21 protein-coding genes are annotated in these 23657 nt (G+C 48.6%); 10 read left to right on the forward strand and 11 right to left on the reverse strand.

Annotated elements, in window-relative coordinates; translation table 11 throughout:
- The first annotated feature begins 39 nt into the window (after positions 1-39).
- Positions 40-711, forward strand: a complete 672-nt coding sequence (locus KK083_RS20795) for a sensor histidine kinase (protein ID WP_254167223.1) — start codon at positions 40-42, stop codon at positions 709-711.
- Between the two features lie 25 nt (positions 712-736).
- On the opposite strand, the gene KK083_RS20800 is transcribed toward KK083_RS20795, so the two are convergent.
- Positions 737-1345 carry a response regulator gene (locus tag KK083_RS20800; RefSeq protein WP_254167224.1) on the reverse strand — a complete coding sequence of 203 codons (609 nt, stop codon included), beginning with the start codon at positions 1343-1345 and terminating at the stop codon, positions 737-739.
- 234 nt (positions 1346-1579) lie between these two features.
- Here KK083_RS20800 and KK083_RS20805 point away from each other — a divergent pair, with 234 nt between their 5' ends.
- Positions 1580-2044 carry a hypothetical protein gene (locus tag KK083_RS20805; protein WP_254167225.1) on the forward strand — a complete coding sequence of 155 codons (465 nt, stop codon included), beginning with the start codon at positions 1580-1582 and terminating at the stop codon, positions 2042-2044.
- An 82-nt stretch (positions 2045-2126) separates the two neighbouring features.
- Entirely contained in the window at positions 2127-2429 is a 303-nt protein-coding gene (locus KK083_RS20810; RefSeq protein WP_254167226.1) for a hypothetical protein, read from the forward strand.
- Between the two features lie 17 nt (positions 2430-2446).
- Here the strand turns inward: KK083_RS20810 and KK083_RS20815 are convergent, their stop codons facing one another.
- Positions 2447-3082 (reverse strand): response regulator transcription factor, encoded by a 636-nt coding sequence (locus tag KK083_RS20815; RefSeq protein WP_254167227.1) that lies wholly within the window; start codon positions 3080-3082, stop codon positions 2447-2449.
- A gap of 198 nt (positions 3083-3280) precedes the next feature.
- On the opposite strand from KK083_RS20815, the gene KK083_RS20820 reads away from it, so the two are divergent.
- Both KK083_RS20820 and KK083_RS20825 read left to right on the forward strand, forming a co-directional pair.
- Positions 3281-3808 (forward strand): hypothetical protein, encoded by a 528-nt coding sequence (locus KK083_RS20820; protein ID WP_254167229.1) that lies wholly within the window; start codon positions 3281-3283, stop codon positions 3806-3808.
- A 507-nt stretch (positions 3809-4315) separates the two neighbouring features.
- Positions 4316-4858, forward strand: coding sequence for a hypothetical protein (locus KK083_RS20825; protein WP_254167231.1), 543 nt, complete (start codon positions 4316-4318; stop codon positions 4856-4858).
- A 599-nt stretch (positions 4859-5457) separates the two neighbouring features.
- On the opposite strand, the gene KK083_RS20830 is transcribed toward KK083_RS20825, so the two are convergent.
- The 4 genes from KK083_RS20830 to sppA form a co-directional block, all read right to left on the reverse strand.
- Complete coding sequence (locus tag KK083_RS20830; protein WP_254167234.1) at positions 5458-7074, reverse strand: prolyl oligopeptidase family serine peptidase; 1617 nt, start codon at positions 7072-7074, stop codon at positions 5458-5460.
- A 137-nt stretch (positions 7075-7211) separates the two neighbouring features.
- The gene (locus KK083_RS20835; RefSeq protein WP_254167236.1) at positions 7212-10091 is read right to left on the reverse strand and encodes a fibronectin type III domain-containing protein; all 2880 of its coding nucleotides are present in this window, start codon (positions 10089-10091) and stop codon (positions 7212-7214) included.
- A 160-nt stretch (positions 10092-10251) separates the two neighbouring features.
- The gene (gene bioB / locus KK083_RS20840) at positions 10252-11220 is read right to left on the reverse strand and encodes a biotin synthase BioB (protein WP_254167238.1); all 969 of its coding nucleotides are present in this window, start codon (positions 11218-11220) and stop codon (positions 10252-10254) included.
- An 18-nt stretch (positions 11221-11238) separates the two neighbouring features.
- Positions 11239-13008, reverse strand: coding sequence for a signal peptide peptidase SppA (gene sppA, locus KK083_RS20845; RefSeq protein WP_254167240.1), 1770 nt, complete (start codon positions 13006-13008; stop codon positions 11239-11241).
- A 74-nt stretch (positions 13009-13082) separates the two neighbouring features.
- Between sppA and folK the strand changes: the two genes are divergently transcribed.
- Entirely contained in the window at positions 13083-13577 is a 495-nt protein-coding gene (gene folK, locus KK083_RS20850) for a 2-amino-4-hydroxy-6-hydroxymethyldihydropteridine diphosphokinase (protein ID WP_254167243.1), read from the forward strand.
- Here folK and fabD read toward each other — a convergent pair.
- Both fabD and KK083_RS20860 read right to left on the reverse strand, forming a co-directional pair.
- Entirely contained in the window at positions 13574-14449 is an 876-nt protein-coding gene (fabD, locus tag KK083_RS20855) for an ACP S-malonyltransferase (protein ID WP_254167245.1), read from the reverse strand. The genes folK and fabD overlap by 4 nt on opposite strands.
- A 104-nt stretch (positions 14450-14553) precedes the next feature.
- On the reverse strand, positions 14554-17400 hold the full coding sequence (locus KK083_RS20860; protein ID WP_254167247.1) for a T9SS type B sorting domain-containing protein: 2847 nt from the start codon (positions 17398-17400) through the stop codon (positions 14554-14556).
- 987 nt (positions 17401-18387) lie between these two features.
- Between KK083_RS20860 and KK083_RS20865 the strand changes: the two genes are divergently transcribed.
- The 4 genes from KK083_RS20865 to KK083_RS20880 are packed head-to-tail and all read left to right on the forward strand — an operon-like array spanning position 18388 to position 21630.
- Positions 18388-18549: a hypothetical protein gene (locus KK083_RS20865; protein WP_254167250.1), complete on the forward strand. Its 162-nt coding sequence runs from the start codon at positions 18388-18390 to the stop codon at positions 18547-18549.
- Positions 18550-18604: 55 nt separating this feature from the next.
- Positions 18605-18850, forward strand: a complete 246-nt coding sequence (locus KK083_RS20870) for a hypothetical protein (RefSeq protein WP_254167252.1) — start codon at positions 18605-18607, stop codon at positions 18848-18850.
- 46 nt (positions 18851-18896) lie between these two features.
- Complete coding sequence (locus KK083_RS20875) at positions 18897-20594, forward strand: 1-acyl-sn-glycerol-3-phosphate acyltransferase (protein ID WP_254167254.1); 1698 nt, start codon at positions 18897-18899, stop codon at positions 20592-20594.
- Positions 20572-21630 (forward strand): NAD(P)H-dependent glycerol-3-phosphate dehydrogenase, encoded by a 1059-nt coding sequence (locus KK083_RS20880; RefSeq protein WP_254167257.1) that lies wholly within the window; start codon positions 20572-20574, stop codon positions 21628-21630. The genes KK083_RS20875 and KK083_RS20880 overlap by 23 nt, the downstream gene beginning before the upstream one ends.
- A gap of 153 nt (positions 21631-21783) precedes the next feature.
- Here the strand turns inward: KK083_RS20880 and KK083_RS20885 are convergent, their stop codons facing one another.
- The 3 genes from KK083_RS20885 to KK083_RS20895 all read right to left on the reverse strand — a co-directional run bounded on the left by KK083_RS20885 (position 21784) and on the right by KK083_RS20895 (position 23619).
- On the reverse strand, positions 21784-22176 hold the full coding sequence (locus KK083_RS20885; RefSeq protein ID WP_254167258.1) for an HIT family protein: 393 nt from the start codon (positions 22174-22176) through the stop codon (positions 21784-21786).
- A gap of 9 nt (positions 22177-22185) precedes the next feature.
- Positions 22186-22659, reverse strand: a complete 474-nt coding sequence (gene greA, locus KK083_RS20890) for a transcription elongation factor GreA (protein WP_254167260.1) — start codon at positions 22657-22659, stop codon at positions 22186-22188.
- A 135-nt stretch (positions 22660-22794) separates the two neighbouring features.
- Positions 22795-23619 carry a pentapeptide repeat-containing protein gene (locus tag KK083_RS20895; protein ID WP_254167263.1) on the reverse strand — a complete coding sequence of 275 codons (825 nt, stop codon included), beginning with the start codon at positions 23617-23619 and terminating at the stop codon, positions 22795-22797.
- Positions 23620-23657 lie beyond the last annotated feature (38 nt).

The following is a 23657-nucleotide window of genomic DNA, read 5'->3' on the forward strand; positions in this document are numbered from 1 at the left end:
GCTGAACAATATAATTTAGCTAAAAAAATAGTTACCGTAATGCCATTCTTTGTCTCCCGCAAAAATTTTGAATCAGAGATATCAAAACGTGCAGCCGAAGCCTGCGACCAGGTGATCTCGCAAATGGGCGCCGAGCTGCATGATGACCTGATACAGAAACTTTCCATTTTCAGGCTTTATATGGACAGGATCGAACGATCATCTAGCGATCCTGCAGAGATTGAAACGCTTGTAATCAAAATGAAAAGTGATTTTGAGCAGGTGACCCGCGCCGTAAAAAATCTATCGCGCAGGCTACTGCCCGTACGCATGGAAGGCGATACGCTGATCAAAATGCTTGAAACGCTTTGCCTAACCATGGAGCACCCTGGCACAGGACATGTCCACTTCTCAACGGAGGGCGATCCCATACCCATGAGCGAACAGGTAGAAATGCACGTCTTGCGTATTGCACAGGAACTGATCCAAAATGCATTCAAACATTCGGCTGCATGGCACATCTGGGTTCGTGTTCAATGGCAGGCAAATAAACTTGTCATGGAAGTAGAAGACGACGGAAGCGGATTCTCCCGCATACCTGAATTCATCAATCGGCTCAAAAAAAAGAACAACACGTTAAAAATGAGATCTCAAGCGATAGGAGCTTCGATTGACTATCGGCAAGGCACAAAAGGATTGTTAGCGAAGCTGATACTGCATACAAATCGATGAATGCCGACTTACATACATGCAAAGATCATAGTATTCCATTGCGAAAGGCATAGACGAGCAATGCTGCGGTATTTGTCACACCTACTTTTCGCATCAACCTGATCCTGAAAGTTTCCGTGGAACCAGGACTTCTTTTCAGCATCGAAGCAATTTCTTTGGAAGTAACTCCGGTGGCTATTGCCTTTAAAAGTTCCTTCTCCTGAGAAGACAGCAATACTGACGGAATATCCGCCCAATGATAACTATTATTTTGAATGATTGTGAGAACGCTTTTTGGAAAATAGCTGCCTGAATCGAGTACGCCCTTTATTGCATTACTGATCTCCACGTAGCCGTCTAACTTGTATACAATACCGTTCACGCCAGACTTTAAAAGCTCTACGACCACCTCTATGCCATCGAGACCAGTAACAGCAATGACGTATGGCTGGCTGCTCAGGTGTTTCATCTTTCTAAATAACTCCAGTCCACTGATCTTCCGCAATCGGATATCAAGCAAAACAAGGTCAATCTTATTGGCTCCAAGCTGGTGCATGAAGGTTTCTTCATCATCAGCTTCGTAGACTGCACCTGTAAATACTTCCTTTTGCAGCAACAACCGCAACCCTTCCCTGAGCAGGGCTTCGTCATCCACGATCAGTATATTCAACTTATTGGCCGGTACGGATCTCAATATCGTCATCTCCTTGAAAATGTTCCTCGACAGTCAAACCTGCCCATGTAAACAATAAAATCACCCTAAATTAAGGTTTATGGTAGGAAAACCTAACACAGTATTGTTAGGTTTTCCTACCATAATGAGTTTGAATGGTGCACAGAAGAATATCTGCACTTACTTTCGGGTCAACAACGCACTAACCCTAAAGTTATGCCACAGGAGAACAGACCATTCACCCTCAAGCCCGAAAACCTGCAAAAGATATTCAATGCTTTGAACGACGCAAACGAGTCATTGAAGCCATACCTCATCTCACTTACACAGGCTGAACGGCAAGCATTGCCCAAGATGAGCGAAGGAACTTTGCCGTTTGTACAAATGGCGCTGGAGTACGCCAGAAAAAACCCCGGGCTTGTGCCTGTCTATATCGATGTGAATGAGCTTAAAACTGATCTCCAGACGGTAGAAGGCCTGCTTCGTATCTTCAAACCAGTGGAGGAACTATACCACAATCTCAACGATACTATTACCCTCTCAGGCAGTGAGGCCTTCATGGCTTCACTTGCCTTTTATAATAGTGTGAAGCACGCAACAAAGATCAATATCCCAGGAACAAAGGTGATATCAGAGGATCTCAAAATGTGTTTCTCGAAGCAAGAACAAAAATCAGCTTAAGGGATCCACTGTCAAAAGGTATCGTTTGAAATAGTATGATCAACCGTCACGAAATCCTACAAGGCAAATCTGCTCCAGACGCATGAGAATAATATTGAATAACAGAGGATTGAAAACACTGCAGAGTTTCAGGAGCTGGCAGACGAACAACGAACAGGAAACCATGATCGAGTTCGAGCCCATCTTTTTGAAGATCAATAATTGTCTGCACATCAACTCCATCCACGTCTGCGCCGACGGTAAAAGAAAAAAATCCAATTTCATCCATGTCTTAACGCTTGGCGACATTGTCATTCTCCGGGATTTTCTGACGGAGGTCTTAAACACAGCCGAACATGAACTGCAGATAAACTCCAGGCACGACAACGTGACACCAAAAGATTAGTAAAGCGTTGTGCTTAATCATAATATCCCATTGCGAAACGCATAGGCCAATAGTCCGGCGGTGTTCTGCACGCCTACTTTCCGCATTAATCTGATCCTATATGTCTCAGCCGTGGCTAAGGTTACTTTCAGCTGTGGCGCAATTTCTTTTGTAGTTTGCCCATCTGCCAACGCCCTTAAAATGTCTTTCTCCTGAGCTGTTAGAGGCACTGAGTGGATCTTTTCCCATCGGTGCAGGTTATCTTGTATAATCTTAAGAATGTTGGGAGGAAAATAGCAGTCGGAAAGCATTACTGTTTTAATCGCCTTAAGGACTTCGTCAAAGCCGTCAAGTTTGTGTACGATGCCATTGACGCCCGCTTTGAGCAGGTTAATGATCATCTCAGCACCGTCTAACCCTGTTACTGCGATCACTTTGGGTTGCTGCGCGCTTTTTTTGATCACCTCCATCAACTCCAAGCCGTTGGTGTCTTTAAGCCGTATGTCGAGTAATATCACGTCTATCGGGACCGTGGCGAGCTGTTTTTTAAATTCTGAAGCATTGCCTGCTTCGTAGATCGCTTTTATAGAATTTTCCGTACTGAGTAACGCTTTAAACCCCTGTCGTACCATGGCCTCGTCGTCAACCAACAAAACGCCTATCTTGTTACTCATGTTCCGATTTAGTGTGAATCCAGTAGCCACAGCGTGATCCGTCGGCCAGCAAGTCTTACCATCACTTCTCTAATTTAGTGATTTGTCAGGAAAACCTGACAACTTTCATGTCTGGTTTTCCTGACAAAAATAATTTTGGCAGTACACTTTCAGCTTTTCCATTTTACATTCGGGTATTGATGCACTAACCCGAGCGTTATGCCACAGGAGAACAAACTTCAACTCAAGCCGGAAGACCTGAAAAAGGTAATTGACGGGTTGGCTGTAATCAAAGCGATATTAAAACCTTACCTGGTCACGCTAACGGCGGTGGAACGCCAGGAGATGCCTCGAATGAGCGATGGAATTTCACCGTTTGTGCAGCGGGCACTAGACTATGCGCAAACTCATACGGGCTTCGTTCCCTCGTATATCAATATAAAATCATTGAAAACTGATCTCGAAGTGGTAGACCAGATCGCGCAAATATTCAGACCAATAGAACAACTATACTCCGATGTGAACGATACGATGACCCTCTCTGGCAGTGAAGCCTACGTGGCTTCACTTGCCTTCTATCACAGCGTAAAGCAGGCAGAAAAAATGAATGTACCCGGTGCGAAGGCTATGGCCGAAGATCTCAGAACGCTTTTGCGCGGCGGTACAAAAACCATCAGTGAGATCAAGATCCTGAAATGGATCAAGGCAGTATCAGGCCGATACCGCATCAACAGATACCTGAATTAAACTTTGTGCCCACCTGTTCGATTCTCTATCAAGTGCCCATCCCGTCCGTTGTCCAAGAGTCCCGCGTTGCGGGACTCTTTTCTTTTATCCACCTGGCACAACAACTCTGAATGAAGTTACAGAGACGCAATAGCCGAAAAACGAAGTGGCTATTTCTTATACTATTTCATTCGGGCAACACGAAAATTCAACTATTCAATCTAATATTCCGGTAATCCATTTTGATCGTATTACTGGCACTTTTAAGAAAAACTGCGATCGGCTGCTTTGTGTATTATACGAATTCGAAATAGGTCCAGACTTGATCTAGCAAGCTGCAAACCAAACATTCAGGCGCTTTCCGATAGCCTAGATTCTAATGGCATATTCTAACAGGGCCCGAATTCTACATCTTAAAAATATTGTCTATCTTGTTGTAAGATTCCCTGCCCCACCCGATCCAACTGATCACAGCCCACCGGGAATCCAGTTGCTAGCCGTTTATAAATTCTAACTACCCTATTCCTTATGACCCCTGCGCTATGGATTGGTTTTGCTTTTTTAGCTTTGTTATTACTTGTTCTAATTGCTTTCCTTTTCATTCCGGACAAACTAAGCAGCACCCAAAAGGATATCTTACATTTTTTTATGAGCATATGCGCCGGTTTTGCAGGCGGGTTTATTACAGGAGACGTATTATTTCAGCTAGATGCTAAGTTGTCTGACGGATTCAAATTTGGCATTTCAGGAACAGCAGGAGTCGCACTGTTTTTAGTGGTTTTTTTTAAAAAGAAAGTGAGCGCCGTTAGGCATGATATCGACGGCTTCAATTTTTCAATTCCTCAGGGATGGACTTTTGAGCAAGCTGTTGCCAAAATATGTGAAGTTGATCGCAGCTTATATCACATCGATGGATTCACAGATGCAGAACTTTCCTCTAAATTAAAAACCAGAGAATTGCATACAAGGAACGCGCTCGAGGCATTAAAGAGACTGAAATATTTCGCGGATCGACTTCCAAGTTATAAAGTAACGCTTACAGACGATATTTACACCATTCAAAAAATTTGATATGGCAACTAAAAATATATGCGACTGTCCACTCCCGCCAGGCGGTACTGTTGAATGTGAAGCGCATCAAATGGCGGTTTGCGTAATCAAAAATGGCAAGGCGCGTCATTTGTGCTTAAATCCAATAGAAACTTCCGATTCTGTAAAACTGCTCAATTGGGCCTTATCAAATATTATGGAAAAGGATAGAAAACCCTACCAAAACGTAACTGCTAGGGAAACAAGGATTTTGGAGCGAGGCGCCTATGAAAGAAAAGGTATGTCAGTTACATTTTCGCTACCTCCGAGTGTATCTGACGCTCTCAGTGAAATAATAGACTTGTTCGAAGGGGTTTTTGTATCTTCTGGATTAACATGCCCTCCCTTCTGCCCTCGCTGATGCGGACCATTTTGTTTTTGGAGGACTCCCGCCATTCTGAAATAAAAAGAAACGAATAAAGCTTGTCTCCAGAGTGTGACAAACCTCACCACGGAGCGTATGCAACAGGAAACATCACCCTATTTCAGGTCAATTATATATTCAGAAACATAGCTGGGCCAGTAAGAGTATGATACGGCAAACAGATTTTCCCTGACTCGTTAAGCCAAGATCCTAAGAATCAATTCCTCACCACCACTCTCTGTTTCAGCTGCCTATCCTCCTGGTTTACCCACAATATATAAATACCATCCGGTAACGTTGGCACATTCAGTTGCTGCTCTTGCTGCAGCTCCTCCACTGAAAAGGCACCTCTGTAATGCTCAACACCCAGTTGGTCTACCAACCTTACCTCTATGGGTGCACTGGCCGGTGTGCTTATCTGCAGGTTCATGTTGCCAGCCTTTGCAGGGTTGGGGTAAAGTGAAACTGCAAACTCTTGTTCAGCAAGATCAGTCACAATATCTTCAGGCTCACCTGCTGCCGCCAGCTGCGTTGCCGTGGTGGTTTCGGTGATGGTTACCGGGGCCGACCACTTGTTCCACTGGCTGGCGGTAGGCGCTGATGAAAGCCTGCTGAACCTTGCCCTATAGGTGCCCGGTACAGTGGCCGTGTAAGTGTTAGAGGTTGCCCCTGAGATAATGGCACCGTTGCGCTCCCACTGGTAAGCCAGAAAACCTTCACCCAGCATCAGCTTGGGGTATTGGCTGCTGCTCTTCACAATCACTTTAATGTCTTTATAAGCGTGAATGTTCGCTTTGTTCTTAGACAGCATCCACTTAAAGAAGTCAGCCTCGCCGTAAGCCCTGTTCCATACGTTGTGGCCCAGGTCTGAGTAGATGGTATACTTCACAATGGCCCCCGCATTTCTGAAATTATTCACTATGGTATTGGTGGTGGTGGGTGTGGGCTTGGTGTCTTGCCCACCCTGAAAAGTCCAGATGGGGATGTGCACTACCTTAGCCTGCTGGTTGTCTTTAAAGATGCCCGCATCGTTGATGGCAGACATGGGCAGCGCCGCAGCAAAAAGCCAGGGTGCCCTCTTCAGCGCTTCATACACCGCATAGCCGCCAATAGACAGGCCGTGGATGTAAATGCGGTTCTGGTCTATTTTGTATTTTTCGCAATGCAGCCGCACAATCCTGATCAGGTCTTGCACCTGCAGTGGCTCCCACTCATTGAACATCTGCGCCACCAGCACAAAACCCGGAAATGCACGCGAAGGCATAGAGGGGTCGTTGGGCAACCGTGTGCCGGCAAGGTTTCGTGCGTCGAGGTGCTGCTTGCCGCCTATGTTCAGGTTGTGATCGTTATTCAGAAGCTTGTGTGTGGCAGTGGTAGGCGCCGGCGGCGAGTTGGTATTGGGCTCGTACGTCCAGCCACCATGATAACAATTATTGTACAGGCAGTTTGCACGCTCGCCTGCTCCGTGCAGCAACACTATCAATGGGTAACCTTCGGCGTAGGTGGTGCTATAGTTGTTGGGAAACAGCAGGCGATAGTTCATCACAAACTTATCTACCGTGCCCGTCTTGCGCCGCAGATGGCCTTGCTTATAAGGGCTGGAGTCGAACCCCGTCATATCAAGGTAACTGTTTGTTTTCACGCCGGGCGAGCTTTCGCGAAAAGCAAATGTCTGGTTTTCTTTGAGGTAATAATAATCGGTAGACGAGATCCTGGTGCGGATGTCTAACGTGCCGTAAGGCATGCTGGTACTGTATTGATATTGTGATTTAACCTGGGCGAAACTGATCACGCTTACTGCGCAACAAAACAAGAGAAGGGTAGATCTTTTCATAAGCATAATTTTTTTGTTGAGACAAAGCCGTACACTTTCTCTCATCAAAAAATTATACCGCAGCAAGCGCGTTGAAACACGCACCTGCACAAGCGCTGATGATGTAAATAATTCTCAATGTTGTGTTGTGCGCGTGCTCAATTGCGAATGATCAACCGCTGCCTGGTTGTGATCTTTCCCTGGTTTACAATGATAATGTAAATGCCGTTTGCCAGCGTCTGCTGTGCCGGTAGTTTCATACCATCGCTAAGCTGATCAGGAGTGTATTGTTCTGCTATCAGTCTTCGTCCCGTTGGGTCTATAAGCTCTATTATAACCGGATCGTTGAGCACGGTTTGCACTTTGATATTCACAGCACCCGGCGCCGCAGGGTTAGGGTACACGCTGAGCTCGAAGCTGTCTTCAGGGCCATCGTCGGGCGAGATGCCCGTTACAATTGTGTCTTTGCTTTTCAAGGCATTGGCCGGTATGGTAAGCCATGCATTGTTAGAGTCAGGGCCTTTATACTGCACCACCAGGCTATCTTGCTCATTGTAATCAAAAAAATCAACGTTTATTCTGTGCGCACCGGCTGTAAGATTCTTGCTGGCACTGGCCACCATTTTAAAATCATGAACGCCATCGTTATCCACCAGTACAGCACCATCCAGCCGCAGACGGCTTCCATCATTTGAACCCGTTCTGAACTCATAAGCGCCTTCCTTGGTAATGAGCAGGTAGCCATCGAACCTGAAATTGAAATAATCTTCCTGCGTTTTGGGTGCCAGTGTAAACGTAGGCACCACGCCCGTGAACTCGGGGCTTTCCCAATGAACTGAATCAAGATCAAAGGTAACGCCTGTGCTATGCTCATAGAAAAGGCCTGCAATGTAGGTGCTGCCCTGCTGTGTGTTGCTGGCCGGACTCATGTTGCCCGCCAGGTCTCTGGCCCTCACCTTAAAAGTGTACAGGGCATTAAGCTCAAGGGCGGTAACAACAAAGGTTGTATCAGTTGAGCTGGTAGAAACAGAATCTTTGCCGGTATACACAAAATAATCGCGCACACCGGTATTGTCGGTTGACGCCCGCCACGTGAGCCTGATCTTTTGCACACCAATGGCTACAGCCACCAGGTTCTGTGGTGCCGACGGAGCCTGCGTGTCAGTGCCCGTGGTGAGCTCAATGCCCGTGGCTGCCGGCGTATAATCAGAGCGGCCTGCGTTGCTCACAGCCCGGATCTTATATTGATAGGTGGCGGTTGGCGCAAGCCCCGCATCTTTGAATGTGGTGACGTTGGCATTGGTAAGCGTAGCCATTTCCCAGGCGGTATAATTGGTGCCTTCTGTTTTTCTGCGACGCCAGATCTCGAAACCATTTTCGTTGCTGGAAGCATCAGACCATGAAAGTGTGATGTCAACGCCGTTAACAGCGCCCTTGAAGTTAGTGGGCGCAGTGATGTTCAGCGGCGCCTGGTTGTTGAAGAAAAGATACTTGCCTGCTGAAACAGGACTGGAGCAATTATCAAAATTGGCGGTGATCAACGTATAGGTGCCGGCGCCCATGGCCGGTGTGATGGTGGCATATTTGATGGTATCGTCCTGGTCGCCGGGGAAGTCGATGAGCGCGCCGTTCTTATACCAGTAATAGTGGCCAAAATCTCCCACGGCTTCGAGGCGCGCGTTGGTAAAATTGTTCAGGTCGTTGAGCAACACCGTTCCATTCTGTTTTATCTGCGCCTGTGGAATGCCCTCGCCTGCTGTGAGCACAACGGGGTCTGACCACCTGTTCCATTGAGCTTCTGTGGGGTTGGCCACTCTTGAAAAGCGTGCCCTGTATGTACCGGGCACCGTGGCAACATAGGTTGCTCCCGTTGCGCCCGAAATGGTTTGCCCGTTCAGCTGCCACTGGTAAGCCTTATAACCTTCTCCAAGCTCAAGCTTCAGCCCGGGCGCTCCACAGATGGTGGTGCTGCCCGAGAACGTGTGGATGTTGGCTTTGTTCTTACCCAGTATCCAGGTGAAGAAATCAGGCTCGCGGTAAGCGGTGCCCCAGGTACCATGCCCCAGGTCTGCATACTCTGTGTAACGCACCACGGCACCGGCATCCCTGAATTTCTTTACATAGTTTTTGGTCTTTTGCGGCGTGGGGTTTTGATCTTTAGCTCCCTGAAACACCCAGAGTGGAATGTGCGCGATGGCCGGCGCCATTTGCACGTTGTTGATAAATCCATCGTCTATGGCACTCATGGTGAGCGCAGCGGCAAACATCCAGGGCGCACGTTTGATCACTTCATACACACCATGACCGCCGTTGGAGAGGCCATGAATGTAAACGCGGTTTTCATCGATGTTGTATTTTTTGCAGAGCAATCTCACAATTCTGATGGCGTCTTCCGCAGGCCTGTTATTCCATCCGTTGAGGTCTTGCGGAAACACCACGAACCCGGGAAAAGCCCCTGCCGGAAGCGAAGCGTCGTTGGGAAGCTTATCGCCGGCAGCATTGCGTGCTTTCAGGTGCGCTGCGCCACCATTGGTGAGCTGATGATCATTGTTGAGGAGTGGACTATCGGCATTGACCGGAGCAGCTGGTGTATTGGTAACGGGAGACCAATTTGCGTCTGCGTGATGGCATTCAAATTCAGAACAGTTGCCAGCTTCGCCCAACCCATGCATGATGAGCAGCAAAGGATAACCAGGACTGTAAGAAGCGTTGTAGTTCTGCGGATGCAAAAGGCGATAGTTCATCACAAACGAATCGCTGCTTCCGTTCTTCTCACGCAGGTTGCCTTGTGTATACGGGCTCGAATCCCACGAGGTCATATCTAAATACGTATTCGTCTTTACACCGGGCGCGCTTTCGCGGAAGCTGAAAGTTTTGTCTTCCTGCAGGTAATAATACCACGTTGCAGAGTTGGCGATCCGGATATCGAGCGATCCGTAAGGTTTGTTGTTATTGTAGATGAAAGTAGTGTCGACCTGTGCGCTGCATTCAAGGCTGATCAAGATCAGCAGCAGGGCATAACCTGAAATCCTCCCCATATTCAATCCATTCATTTCATATTGCGAACTGACGCCTTTGTGGAAAAAAGGCATACCAGCCATTCCGATGAAGTGAATTTAATCGCTGATGAGTATGTGGTTACTTTATTCTCCCGTTAAGGATGTTCAAATCACTTTCTTAAAAAAGAGCGTGCTTCAGTTACGCTTCCTGCTTATGAGCCTTGCGCGGCTTCAGCTGAAGGATCTGAAACATCTCCTGGTCCTGAACATAAGCGGGGTTGGCCGTGGTGAGCAGCTTGTCACCGGCGAAGATACTATTGGCACCGGCCATAAAACACAGGGCCTGCTCTTCGAGGGTCATTCTCACCCGGCCTGCCGAAAGTCTTACCATGGCCCGGGGCATAATGATGCGGGCCGTGGCAATCATCCTGATCATTTCCCACACAGATACTTTGGGCTGATCTTCAAGGGGTGTACCCTCTACCGGCACCAGCGCGTTCACAGGTACTGATTCAGGATGTTCGGGCAATGTGCTGAGCGTGTGCAGCATACCGATACGGTCGCTTTCCATTTCGCCCATACCGATAATACCGCCGGAGCAAACGGAGATCTTAGCCTTTCTTACGTTGCCGAGGGTCTCCAGCCTGTCATTATAATTGCGGGTGGTGATAATGTCGCCATAGAACTCCTCGCTGGTATCGAGGTTATGGTTATACGCATACAAGCCGGCATCCTTCAGCTTCTGTGCCTGCTCATGCGATAACATGCCCAGGGTACAGCAAACCTCCATGCCCATATTGTTCACGCCTTTTACCATTTCAAGCACCTTGTCGAAATCGCGGTTGTCACGCACCTCGCGCCAGGCGGCGCCCATACAAAAACGCGTGCTGCCGGCATCTTTCGCTTCTTGTGCCTTGCCGATCACTTCGTCAACTTCCAGCAGCTTATGTACTTTCACGTCGGTGTGGTAACGTGCTGCCTGGGGGCAGTAAGCGCAGTCTTCGGGGCAACCTCCTGTTTTTACAGAGAGCAGTGTGCACACCTGAACTTCGCCGGCCTCATGATGCTGGCGGTGCACGGTGGCTGCCCTGTAGATGAGCTCGAGAACGGGTGTATTGTATATTTCCGCGATCTCTTCGCGGGTCCAGTCGTTACGAATTGCTGTCATGTGATGGTGAATAAACAATTAATGGATCTGAAGCTCAAAGGGCATTCTTGCCTGGGCTCCCTGATATGTCTGTATTTTTTTTACTTCGTCGTACCACACCTTGAATTCGCCAAGCTCTTCGCGCACGGCACTGCTCTCGGTGTTCTCTTCAAGCTGAAACAAAAGCTCTTCGAAGAAAGATTTGGGTTTCGGGTAATAACGCAGTTTATAGTCGTCGGCAACGCCTGCTTTTTCTGCGGCGATCTTCACGGCATCGTTAAAACCACCGAGCACATCAACAAGGTGATGCTCCCTGGCCTGCGTACCGGTCCACACCCTGCCGGAAGCAACTTTCCGGATATCGTCTTCGCTCACGTGCCTTCCTTCGGCAGCTTTGCGTGTAAAGGTACCGTAGTGCTCTTCGAGGTTACGTTGCCAGAAACTCTTTTCAGCGTCGGTCAACGGCCGGGTTACCGTAAACATCTCGCCGTAGTTGCCGGTACGTACTTCGTCGAACGTGATGCCGATCTTGTTGTCCAGGAAATTGCTGAGATCGAACATGATGCCGAAGATACCGATGGAACCTGTGATGGTGTGCGGCTGTGCCACGATGGTATCGCATCCCATCGAAAGGTAATAACCTCCAGAGGCCGCATAATCAGACATGGAAGCGATCACCGGCTTGGCTGCTTTCGCCAGCTGCACCTCGCGCCAGATCATGTCTGACGAACGGAACTCGCCTCCCGGTGAATTCACACGCAGTACAATAGCCTTCACGTCATCATCCTGCCTGGCCTTGCGGATCTCTTCAACAAATGTATCCGCACCGATCACCTGCTCAGACTGGTCGTTGGTGCCCGGCATAATGGTGCCTTCCGCTACAATCACAGCGATCTCGTTGTTCGATGATTTTGACGACGAGAAGCTCTTCCTGTATTTATTGTATTTCACAAATTTGATGTCGTCACTTTCACTGAGCCCGAGCCTGTTCCTGAGCTCTTTGTCAAACTCATCTTTGTAAAGAAGATCGTCTACCAGCTTGAGCTCTTTTGCAACAGCCGCCGTGCGCACCATCATCTTATCTGAAATTTCCTTGAGCTTTTCTTTGGGGATATCCCTGGCTTCTGAAATACGGGTGAGCACGTGATCATACATGGAGTTTACCAGCTCCGTAAGCTGAAGGCGGTTCTCGTCGCTCATCTTCTCGAGCAGGAAAGGCTCTACCGCACTTTTGAACTCACCTACCCTGAATACCTGGGGCCTGATCTCGAGCTTGTCAAGCATCTTTTTAAAGAAACCAATTTCCGCCGTAAGGCCGTTGAACTCAACTTCTCCTTCGGGATTCAGGTATACTTTATCTGCTGCCGTGGCCAGGTAGTAGGCTCCTTCAGACATCACTTCGTTATAGGAGACCACCCACTTTCCACTTTTACGGAAATCGATCAACGATTCCCTGATCTCTTCCAGCGAAGAAAATCCGGCCATGGGATAACGTGCCTCGAGGTATATACCTTTGATCTTGTCATTGTCTCTTGCATGCGCAATGGCCTGCTTCAGCTGGAGAAGCCCTACTTTGGGCACTTCACCTCCTACCACCGGCAGCCCTGCGAGAGGATCGTCTTCCTGCAATTCGTTGATCCGCGCATCGAGCTTCAGGTGAAGCACCGAATTATCCTCTATGATCACCTCCTTTTCTGAAGAAAGTCCTGCCACCAGCGATATAAGAAAGATAAAGGCCAGTACAAAGAACACGGCCATGGCAGCGAGGGCCCCCAAACAGGAAGAAAAGAACGCTCTTGCGAAAGTCATATCAAGTTCATTTAAGTTCAAAAGTACACAATACTCAATTGAATAAACAAGTAAGTTTGTACGGTCATCAGCACATGGAAAACGGTATTTTTTTACTATTAGGCACCAACCAGGGCGACAGAAGCAGGAATCTTACAGCAGCGAAACAGCTTATTGAAGCGCGGGCCGGCAAAATTGTACGTTTTTCATCGGTATACAGAACGGCGGCCTGGGGAAATCGCGATCAGCCGGAGTTCTACAACCAGGCAATTGATGTCAGCACCCGGCTTTCACCGCAGCAGCTTCTGACACACATCCTTGAAATTGAGCTGGAGCTTGGCCGCAGAAGGCTTGAAAAATGGGGACCAAGGATCATCGACATCGACATCCTCCTCTTTGACCAGCTGGTTATCAATGACAGCAACCTCACCGTGCCGCATCCGCGGATGGCCGAGCGAAGGTTTGCCCTGGCACCGCTGGCCGAGATCGCACCCAAGTTTCATCACCCCGTGCTGCACAAGGACATAGCCACACTGTTGCATGAATGCGAAGATCCTTTGCCGGTAGCACAGGTACCTAAATCCTCTTAGAGACTCAAGGCTTCCACCTCGGGAGAGATCTTCTTCACCAGACCCTGAAGCACCTTGCCAGGTCCGCATTCAATGTAGGTCTTTGCACCATCCTGGGTCATGCGTTGCACCGATTGCGTCCAGCGCACGGGTGCTGTAAGCTGCGCGATCAGGTTCTTTTTGATCTCGTCAACTTTGGTAGACGGCGCTGCATTCACGTTCTGGTATACAGGGCAGATCGGCTGACTGAAGGTAGTATTTTCAATGGCCGCTGCCAGCTCTTCTTTTGCGGGCTCCATCAGGGGCGAGTGAAATGCTCCGCCCACCTGCAGCGGAAGTGCACGCTTCGCTCCTGCAGCTTTCAATTTTTCACATGCGATGTCGATGCCCTTGATAGAACCGGAGATCACAAGCTGTCCGGGACAATTGTAATTGGCCGCTACCACGATCTCGTCTTTGATGGAAGCACATACTTCTTCAACCTTCTGATCGTCCAGTCCGAGGATCGCAGCCATGGTCGACGGGTTGATCTCACATGCGCGTTGCATGGCCATGGCCCGTTTGTATACAAGCTTCAGTGCATCCTGGAAAGAAAGGGTACGATTGGCAACCAGCGCCGAGAACTCACCCAGCGAATGGCCCGCCACCATATCAGGCGCAAAGGTCTCTGACGAGAGCGCCAGCGCAACGGAGTGGATGAAAATGGCCGGCTGGGTTACTTTTGTCTGCTTCAGCTCATCTGCCGAGCCCGTGAACATGGTTTCGATGATGTTAAAACCGAGGATCGAATTGGCTTCATCCATCAGCTTCTTTGCTTTTGGATTATTGTCATAAAGATCCTTGCCCATGCCTGTGAACTGGGCACCCTGCCCCGGAAAAACGTAAGCTTTCATATCTTGAGGTTAAAAATCGTGCGGCCCAAAAATAGGAAAATTCGGAGAATACAAGCCTCCCCGAAAAAAATGGAAATATGAAGCGGATACAGCTGGTTTATCTGTTAGCGGATCAGGTGCACCCAGCCTTTGATATTCTTGTTGCGCTTGGCGGGATCAACCGAATCGAACGTGACCTCGGCAACATAGAAATAGACACCTGCGGCAAGGTCTTTACCGTCGTTGTCGCGGCCATCCCAATCGATATAAATGGTACGCTCGCTGCCTGATTCGTAGTTATAAACTTCTTTTCCCCAGCGGTTATAAACCCGGAACACCACGTGCTGCACAAAACGGGCGCACCTGGTTTGCGTGTCTACCGGAGTACACCCTGATTCTTCACCGCCCAGATTCCTGTTGCTGAAAGCGCTGAACAGGGCATTGCAGTCATTGCCGTCATCGGGGGTAAATACGTTGGGCAGTTCGTAATAAGGACAGTTGTCGTTGCAGACAGGATCGCTCAGCTCACTTTCGTTGTTAGACCTGTCAACAGCCGAGATCTTGTAACAGTAGGCAAGCGTGTTGAGCCCGTTACCGTCAATACCATTGTCGACAAAGAAAGTATCCATCACAATGCCGTTGGTACCGGCCCTGTCGAGCCAAATGTAATTTCCATTCTCTTCGGCGGCACGATAGATCTTGTATCCCTGGATATCTGCGGCGCAGTCATCCCTCACCCACGATAATGTATTGCTGAAGCTTCCCTGACCACAGGCTGCCGTGGCAAAGAACTTCTCGCAATCGGAAAGCTGAACAGCCAGTGTTGGCTTGCAGGGAGGAATGCTGTCATTCGGCTGAGCACAGACCATCTGCGAAAAATTTTCCAACGGCTCCTTGATACCGGGATTGCCATAACCGCCACGGGTCATCACACGGTAACAATACTCTTCGGTATCAACCAGCGGCACACCGTTGTGCTGGCCCTCGTCAATATAGCTAAGGCCACCGGTAGTAGGGTCGATGCTGGCGATCAACTGAAGATCGCTCTCTGTTGAACCTCCGGGCCCGCGGTAAAGCAGGTGCTCGTTCGGCTCCGTTTTGATCACGTTAGACCAAGGCACAAAAGCAGACCAGTTCAGGCTTATCTTTTTGAGCTCGCTCTGGGCCCCTAGCCGTACGGTAGAAGCCGTGGACGAAGTATCTATCGCGGCATACGCCGGACTTGAGGCCGTATTCGAGTAGAGGATCACCCGGTAATTATAGATCTGATCGCGGGTGTTCAGCCCAACATCGGCAATGGTGGTATCATTTTCCGATTTCCTGCCTTGATGAATTTTGGTTAACCCTGCATTGCCTGCAAACCCGGTTGCTCTCCAAACTTCATATTCCAAAGGCCCCGGATATTGCGTTCGATTGATGTCAAAAGGTTTCGTCCAGCGCACAGTGACCTGCCCATCGGTAGTGCCTGTGCGGTCTACAGTAACATTGGTGATCACCGGCTCATCTACCAGGATCGGATCGGTACAGATCTCTGCAGAAACATAACTCTCCCCTCCCCTCGGGCGCGGGTACTCGGCCACCAGCCTGTAACAATACTTGGCTCCCGGAGAAAGGCCTGCACCGTTGTTGGTATCGGTATAAGTAGTTATCGGATTATTGTTGACGTCTTTTACTGGCAATGTTGCAATGAGGCTGTATCCTAAAAACTCAGGCATACCGGTTTGGCATGAGTCAGGCTCAAATTCGAAGCTGTCAACACGGCGCCATACCTGCATGGTCTGTGCATTCTGACACACATAGCTTTCCCATTGCAGATTGGTCTGGCGCGAGGCAAGATTCACGTTGGCCGACACCCACTTCGGGGCCGGGCCCACAACCCTGATAAACCAGGTCTTGAATGTTACGAGCCGCGAGCCTGTGGGCGATTTATCGGTGATCTTGAAAACAACCGGGTAGGGCTGCTCTTTGATATGTGAACACAAAGTTTTCCACTGGAATTTCAGCTCGGCACGTGTGGGCGTTGAAGGCTGGAATACAGGCGGGTTCGGTGTCCAGGTGGCAGGCGACTGTATCGGTGCGAAATTAAAGATCTCTGAAAATGCCTCGATCTTGACAGGGTCGCCATCAGGGTCTGTGCCGAAGATCGTTGCGTTCAATGTGGTGCCGGCTTCCACACAAACATCCTCAGGCACGATCAGGTCTGGCCGCTCATTCTTGCAATCATCTACAATGATCTGCATATCGCGCCTTACAAAACCGGTCGAGATCCATCGCCCGTTGATGCTTCGCCATTCCTTGATGATAAAGGCGATGTTATATTCACCCGACATACCAGGAGAATTCCACGTGATGGTGCCATCCACGGCATTGATGCTGAAGGTTGGCGGGCCGGTGCCGGTTTCATTGCCCGTGCCGAAGCTGGTGTAGAATTTTGCATCGGCCGGGTCTTTGTAATTGAAAACGGTAGTATTTTTTTCCCTGAAGGGGATCACCATTTCGTACGAAATGCTGTCACCATCCGGATCGTAGGCACCGGGGTTGTGGAACCAGGCTACACCGGTGCAAGCCCTGTCGATGGGGGGCACCAGCAACTTGGGCGTGTTATTACAACCCAGGTAAGGGTCGATGATGATCTTCGTTTCAATGTAAAACCGGGTATTGACCGATCCGTCCATGTTCACCACGCCTTCATTCCGGTTGGGCTCACTGTAGCTGATCGTGTATTCCTGGGAGCCTGCATAAGGGTGAAACACCGTAAATGACGCTGTAGCAATACCCTCGCCCAGGTCGGGGCGCAGTGTGTTGGGAGTTTCCGGAACCAGCATTCTTGTACCGTCGCCGAAATCCAGCCAGTCATCTTCACCGCCAAAAAGCACGTTGGTATTGATGGTGTTGGTAAAAACCGTTACTGTGATCTTGAACGTAAGGCTGTTGCAGCTAACCCTTTCAACGGTAATTTCACCGGCTCTCAAGTGGGTGGCAAACCCTTCATTGACAACCCCGACAATTAAAAGGGGGCAAAGAATGCATAGACAGAGTAAAAGCCTTGATTTCATCAAATTTCCCGGTAAACCAAATTTAAAGCAAATAAATCTTATTCCAACGTATTGGCATAATATAGGAAAACGTGAAAGGGAAAAAATTATTTCTTTTAAACCGATCATTCCGGGTTTATTTCTCCAAATTTTCCGGTATAATATCCCTTTTCACAACAATGAGCGGGGTACAGGTAATTCCCTGACCTTCATTTTTATTACGAACGGCGAAGTTTTTGACCGCACGCTGAGCTTGGTTCTCCTTGTCGAGGCCTGAGCTACCACAGCAAAATTCAGTCCCGCCACTGCGCCGGCAAGCCATAACATAGCAATAAAATACATATCATCTCTGGGAGACAGTGTCACCAATCAATGACACAACTTTCGCTTCATGCGTTGACAAAAAGAGACGTAACATCAAACTGTGAGTATGTGGTCTCCGTTTGCGTCTATAACCCGGAGACTGGTGGTTGAGTCCTGTTTTGGCATCAGAGCACTTTCCGAACAACAGACACATCACACAGGCAACGAATAAGTACTACATGTTCTGTGCAATCAGTGTACGTTTAAACATCTTTCATACTGCGCGCTTCGTCAGTTACGTGGGCGTACACTTCCTCGAGGGTAAAATCAAAATCAAAAGCTCCACACTTAAATAAATCATGAAAGTAATCTTTGCTGTTGTGCTATAACTCAAGCAGTAACATAAAGACCGCACGAGTTCGGATTGGATTTTTTTCTACCTGCGTCATATACAAGTGCTCACCAAAAGAACGTTGGCAGTATATATGATCACAAAAATAAAATCATGCTTTCTGTGGTTATAAAAAAAATAATTCGTGATAACCGCTCAACAGTAGGATTTTATCTAAATTGCACTGACCAACAAACCCAATTCGTTTCTCTTCAATGAAACCTGATCCAATGGCAATGAAGGCAGCCTTGCGAAAACGCGAGATTGAACTTCAGAAGATCATCCGACAGATGAAACAAGACAACCTACACAGCAGTCCGGTCTACAAAAATCTCGAGCAGGAGTTGGAAACTGTAAAGACCAAGCTGATCGCACCATCCGATCACGAATAGAATCCCCCGGTTTTTCGTCTTATTAGCTTACCTTTGATCCTTTGCTCAAAAGCCTATGCGCGTAATACATGAACGCACCCATCAGGGATGCAGGATCACATTCTTTGCCTGGAACAATCGCTACATCATCAAGCTGGAAGAAGGTACACTTGAACAGACCTTCAAGGTCGATCAGTTCGACATTCAGAACGAACAGGAGCTGCTCAAGCTGGTGGATGCGGAATTTGTTCAACAAGCCATGAATCGTTTTCTTGAAATGGGGCGATCACTCTACGAGGCCAAAGTAAGGGGGGCCGAATAAGCTTTTGTGCGTCAAGTGATAGAAATTGTATTATTTTGCAATCCCGATGGAAGTTGCAGAAAAGAAAAACAAGAATAAGCGGTACAAACCTATCCTGGATTCAATACCTGACTGGCCGGTATACCAGCTCAGCAAGAACAGGAAGGAATTCCTGGAAGCGGTAACTGAACACGCTTTCCGGCAGGCTAAACAATTACGCCCTACCACCAAGCAGCTTCTTGACGAACTGGAAGCAACCGTGTATCGTGAGCAGCAGCGCATGAAGCGGAACCGGTGGCGTGTAGACCCTCAGGACGAAGTACCATTCTGGGCGTCGGTGAAAGACGAACTTGTTTCGCTCACCAACAAAACCTCTGACGAAGTACAAAGCAAGGCGGATGACATTCTATACAAGATCATTCACCGTTATGCCGGAGAAATAGCCGGTAACTTCAAACCAAGCTCTTACAGGTTTGCCCGCGAGCTGGTCAAGTTCTGGTTTGCCAGGCTGCTGAATGGCGCCCGGGTAAAAAAATTCGGAGCTTTCTTCCGCAACAAATACACCCTGCGCGACAAGATCCACATCGTAGGGAAAGTGAAACAGCTCAGAAAGCTGGCCAAAAAAGGAACCGTGATCATGGTTCCCACACACTTCAGCAACCTCGATTCGATCCTCATCGGATGGGTGATCCACTCACTTGGGCTGCCTGCGTTTATCTATGGAGCCGGGTTGAACCTTTTCAACATCAAGATCTTCGCCTACTTCATGAACAGTCTGGGCGCGTATAAGGTAGACCGGCGCAAAAAGAACCTGCCTTATCTTGAGACCTTAAAAGCATATTCAACACTCGCCATTCAGAAGGGTGCGCACAGCCTCTTCTTTCCTGGCGGCACCCGGTCACGCTCAGGCATGATCGAAAAACAGCTCAAGCTCGGATTGCTCAGCTCAACGGTAGAAGCACAACGCAACCTGTACCTGAAAAGTCAGCAGGGCGAGACCGAGATCCGCAAGATATTCGTTGTGCCCGTAACGCTGAACTATCACTTTGTGCTGGAAGCGCCCGACCTCATCGACGATTATCTTTCAGTGAAGGGACAGGACCGTTATCTTCCCGAACACGATAAATACGGAAGCTGGCAGCTGCTTCAGTTCCTCTATAAGTTCTTCTCCAAAGGCTCCAATATCTCGGTCTCTATCGGCAGGGGACTTGACGTGCTGGGCAACTATGTAGATGATGAGGGCAACAGCCTTGATCCGCATAACCGGATCATCAACACGCGCGATTATTTTGTAAGCAGCGACGAAATTGTAATAGACAAGCAGCGGGAGGATCAGTACACCCGCATGCTCAGCCAGAAGATCGTTACGGAGTATCACCGCATCAACCGTGTTTTTGCGAGTCACCTCGTAGCCTTTGTAGCTTTTGAAATGTGGCAGCACAAACATCCGAAGCTCGACCTGTTCGAGCTGCTGCGTTTACCAGAAGAAGACCTCATGATCCCTTATGAGGAATTCAGAATGGTTTGCAAGCGTGTGAGGAAACAGATCTACCAGCTCAAGACCGAAGACAAGGTCAACCATGCCACCCATTTGAAAGGCAAGATCGACCTGGTGATCCGTCATGGCCTTGAGAACGTAGGCATCTTCCACCTGAAACGTCCTCTTCTTTTCAACAAGGAAGGCAATATCATTACCAGGGATCTCAACACATTGTACTATTACCACAACAGGTTAGTCGGCTATGACCTCGAGAAGTTTATCTGAAGATAAACCGATCGGAGTGATCGGGGCTGGTAACTTCGGAAGCGCAGTGGCAAACCTGCTGGCGCCGCACCGCAAAGTGCTCTTGTATGCGCGAGACGAAAACCTCGTCAAACGCATCGCAGAACATGGTGAGAACAGGGGCCACAAAATGCATCCCAACATCGAGCCTTTGAATGACATGGCATATGTTGCGCAGGAATGTGACATCATTTTTCCCATTGTTCCTTCTGCCCATTTCAGATCGATGATGAAAAAATTGTCGGTCTACCTCCACCCCTATCATATTCTCATTCATGGTACGAAAGGGTTTGATATTCAGCTGCCGGAGAAAGAGAGCATCCAGAATACCCCAACCCTGAGCCGCAGCCAGGTGAAGACCATGAGCGAAGTGATCATGGAAGAAAGTGTAGTAGTGCGTGTAGGCTGCCTGGCAGGACCCAACCTCTCGAAAGAACTGGCTGCGGGACAACCTGCTGCCACAGTGATCGCCAGTCAATTCAACGAAGTAATTCAGATCGGCAAACGCCTGCTGCGCAATGACCGCTTTCAGGTGTATGGCAACAACGACCTTGTGGGTGTGGAACTGGCCGGTGTGCTGAAAAATATTATCGCTATTGCTGCCGGTGCCTTGAGCGGCATGGGCTATGGTGAAAATGCTAAAGGACTGCTGGTAAGCCGGGGAATGGTTGAAATGGTTTACCTCGGCCGCGCGCTGGGTGGCAACACCAAAGCATTTCTGGGCGTTGCCGGCGTGGGCGATCTTGTTACCACGTGCAACAGCTCATTGAGCCGTAACTTCAGCGTTGGCTACAGACTGGCACAGGGCGAAACACTCGATCAGATCTTAAAGAGCACCGATGAAATAGCCGAGGGTATCAACACCGTGCTCATTGCAAAAAAATGTGCCGAATACTACAAAGTGCGCGCGCCGATCACCACTACGCTGTACAAGGTCTTGTTTGAAGACCTCACCATGAAGCAGGCACTGCAATACCTCATGCGCTACCCGTTGAATGTGGATATTGATTTTTTGTAGTCCACAGACCACGGTCGACAGTCCACGACAGCGTTGTGTGAAAATTAAGATCTTATCACAATCCTGGAGCGCCGGCGCCATTGCAACTCAACTCATAGCGCGGAAATCTTAGACGTAGCACCACACGGCTGTGGACGGTGGTCTGTGGACTCTTCAAAACTGTTTTCTGATCTTCTCGGCAGTTTCCGCCAGCCCTTCTTTCGAAGGGGTTAGCTTGGGGCGGCTGAAGTTAACATCGCCCATTGAATTCATAGGAATGAGATGGATATGCGTATGTGGTACTTCCAGCCCGATGACGGACACAGCCACCCTGTTGCAGGGGATGGCTTTACCTATGGCAAGTGCCACTTTTTTGGCAAAAATATTCAACCCTGTAAGCGTTTGATCGTCGAGGTCGAAGATATAATCTACTTCCTTTTTAGGAACCACCAGGGTATGCCCCATCACCAGTGGATTGATGTCGAGGAAGGCGATATGCTTTTCGTCTTCGGCGACGATGTGAGCGGGTATTTCGCGGTTGATGATCCGGGTAAAGATGCTGGCCATACAGGTGACTTATGCGCCGATATTGGTGATCTCGAATTCCATTTCACCGGCAGGTGTTTTGATCTTGGCTACGTCTCCCTTTTTCTTGCCCAGCAACCCCTTGCCTATGGGCGACATCGTGGAGATTTTACCGGACTTCAGGTCAGCTTCTTCTTCTGATACCAGGGTATAGGTAACGGACGCTCCGTTCTTTTTATTCTTGATAGTGACCTTCGAAAGAATGGACACTTTGGAAGTATCTATGTTGGTCTCGTCCAGCAGACGGGCATTACTCACCAGGTCTTCAAGCTGTGCGATCTTTGCTTCCAGGTGGCCCTGTGCATCTTTGGCGGCATCGTACTCGGCGTTCTCACTGAGGTCGCCTTTGTCACGTGCGTCTGCGATCTGCCTGGCAATATCAGCCCTGCCCTTGGTTTTGAGCTGGCTTAGTTCTGTCCTCAATTTCTCGAGGCCATCTTTGGTATAGTATGATATTTTACTCATGACAATAACGCATTAGTAAGTCGAACATTTTTGATTTTCACCACGATCTCTATGGTGGGTGAAAAAGAAACAACGGCCTCATGGCTGAGACCGTTGTTATCACAAAGGTAATACTTTATCCTACGATTGCAAAAATTATGTGCCTACCAGCTCGGGAAGGTTGGTTTTGATCTGCGCCAGGATCTCATCATCAAACCGGGCCAGGTACAGGGTTTTCACCTTTGAAAGTTGCTCGACCGATAGGCCTTTTGCGCCCCGCAGATCGGCTTTATACAAACTCGCATTTTCGAAGTCGGCGCCCATCACATAACAGTTCTGCAGGTTTGCCTCCATCAGGAACGCGTTATTAAAATTGGCTTTGATGAGAAATGCACTTTCAAATTGCGACTTGATAAGAAAAGCGTCCTTAAAATTGGCGCCGCTGGCATAAGCACCTTTCAGGTTGGCCTGATTCAGGTTAGAGTTCTCGAAATTGGTCTGGTTCAACCGGGCGTTCTCGAGGTTTGCCTCGATGAGCGACGATTGTGAAACGTTAGAAGAGTTCAGGTTCGAACCCGCAAGGTTCACATAGTTCAGGTTCGTTCTTGGCAGATAACAATTCACCAGGTTGATCTCATGGATCTTGTGACGGTTCAGACGTTTGATGTTACCTACCGTACGGAACGCCGCTTCTTCGGATTCCCACAAACGGAAGTCGTCGATCTCATCCTTGTATGTGCGGATGCGCTGCCGAATCTCTCCATTCTGGTTCAACCAGAAGATCAGGATACCGATCACCGCGATATCGAAGATCATACCGTGCGCTTCAGCGAGAACCTGCTGAATGAATGTATCGAAATCTCTGATGTAATACTGAAGACTTAAGCTGATCACCAGAATAGCAACACAGATCAGCACAATGGTAGAAGTGAGCAGCGGCTTTTCAATAATAGAGTTATAGAACTCCATCCATTTTTTCATTCTTTTTTGTAAAAAACTCATAAAGCTACTTCCCGTGC

Source organism: Chryseosolibacter histidinae, assembly GCF_018598225.1.
Classification (GTDB): Bacteria; Bacteroidota; Bacteroidia; order Cytophagales; family Cyclobacteriaceae; genus Chryseosolibacter; species Chryseosolibacter histidini.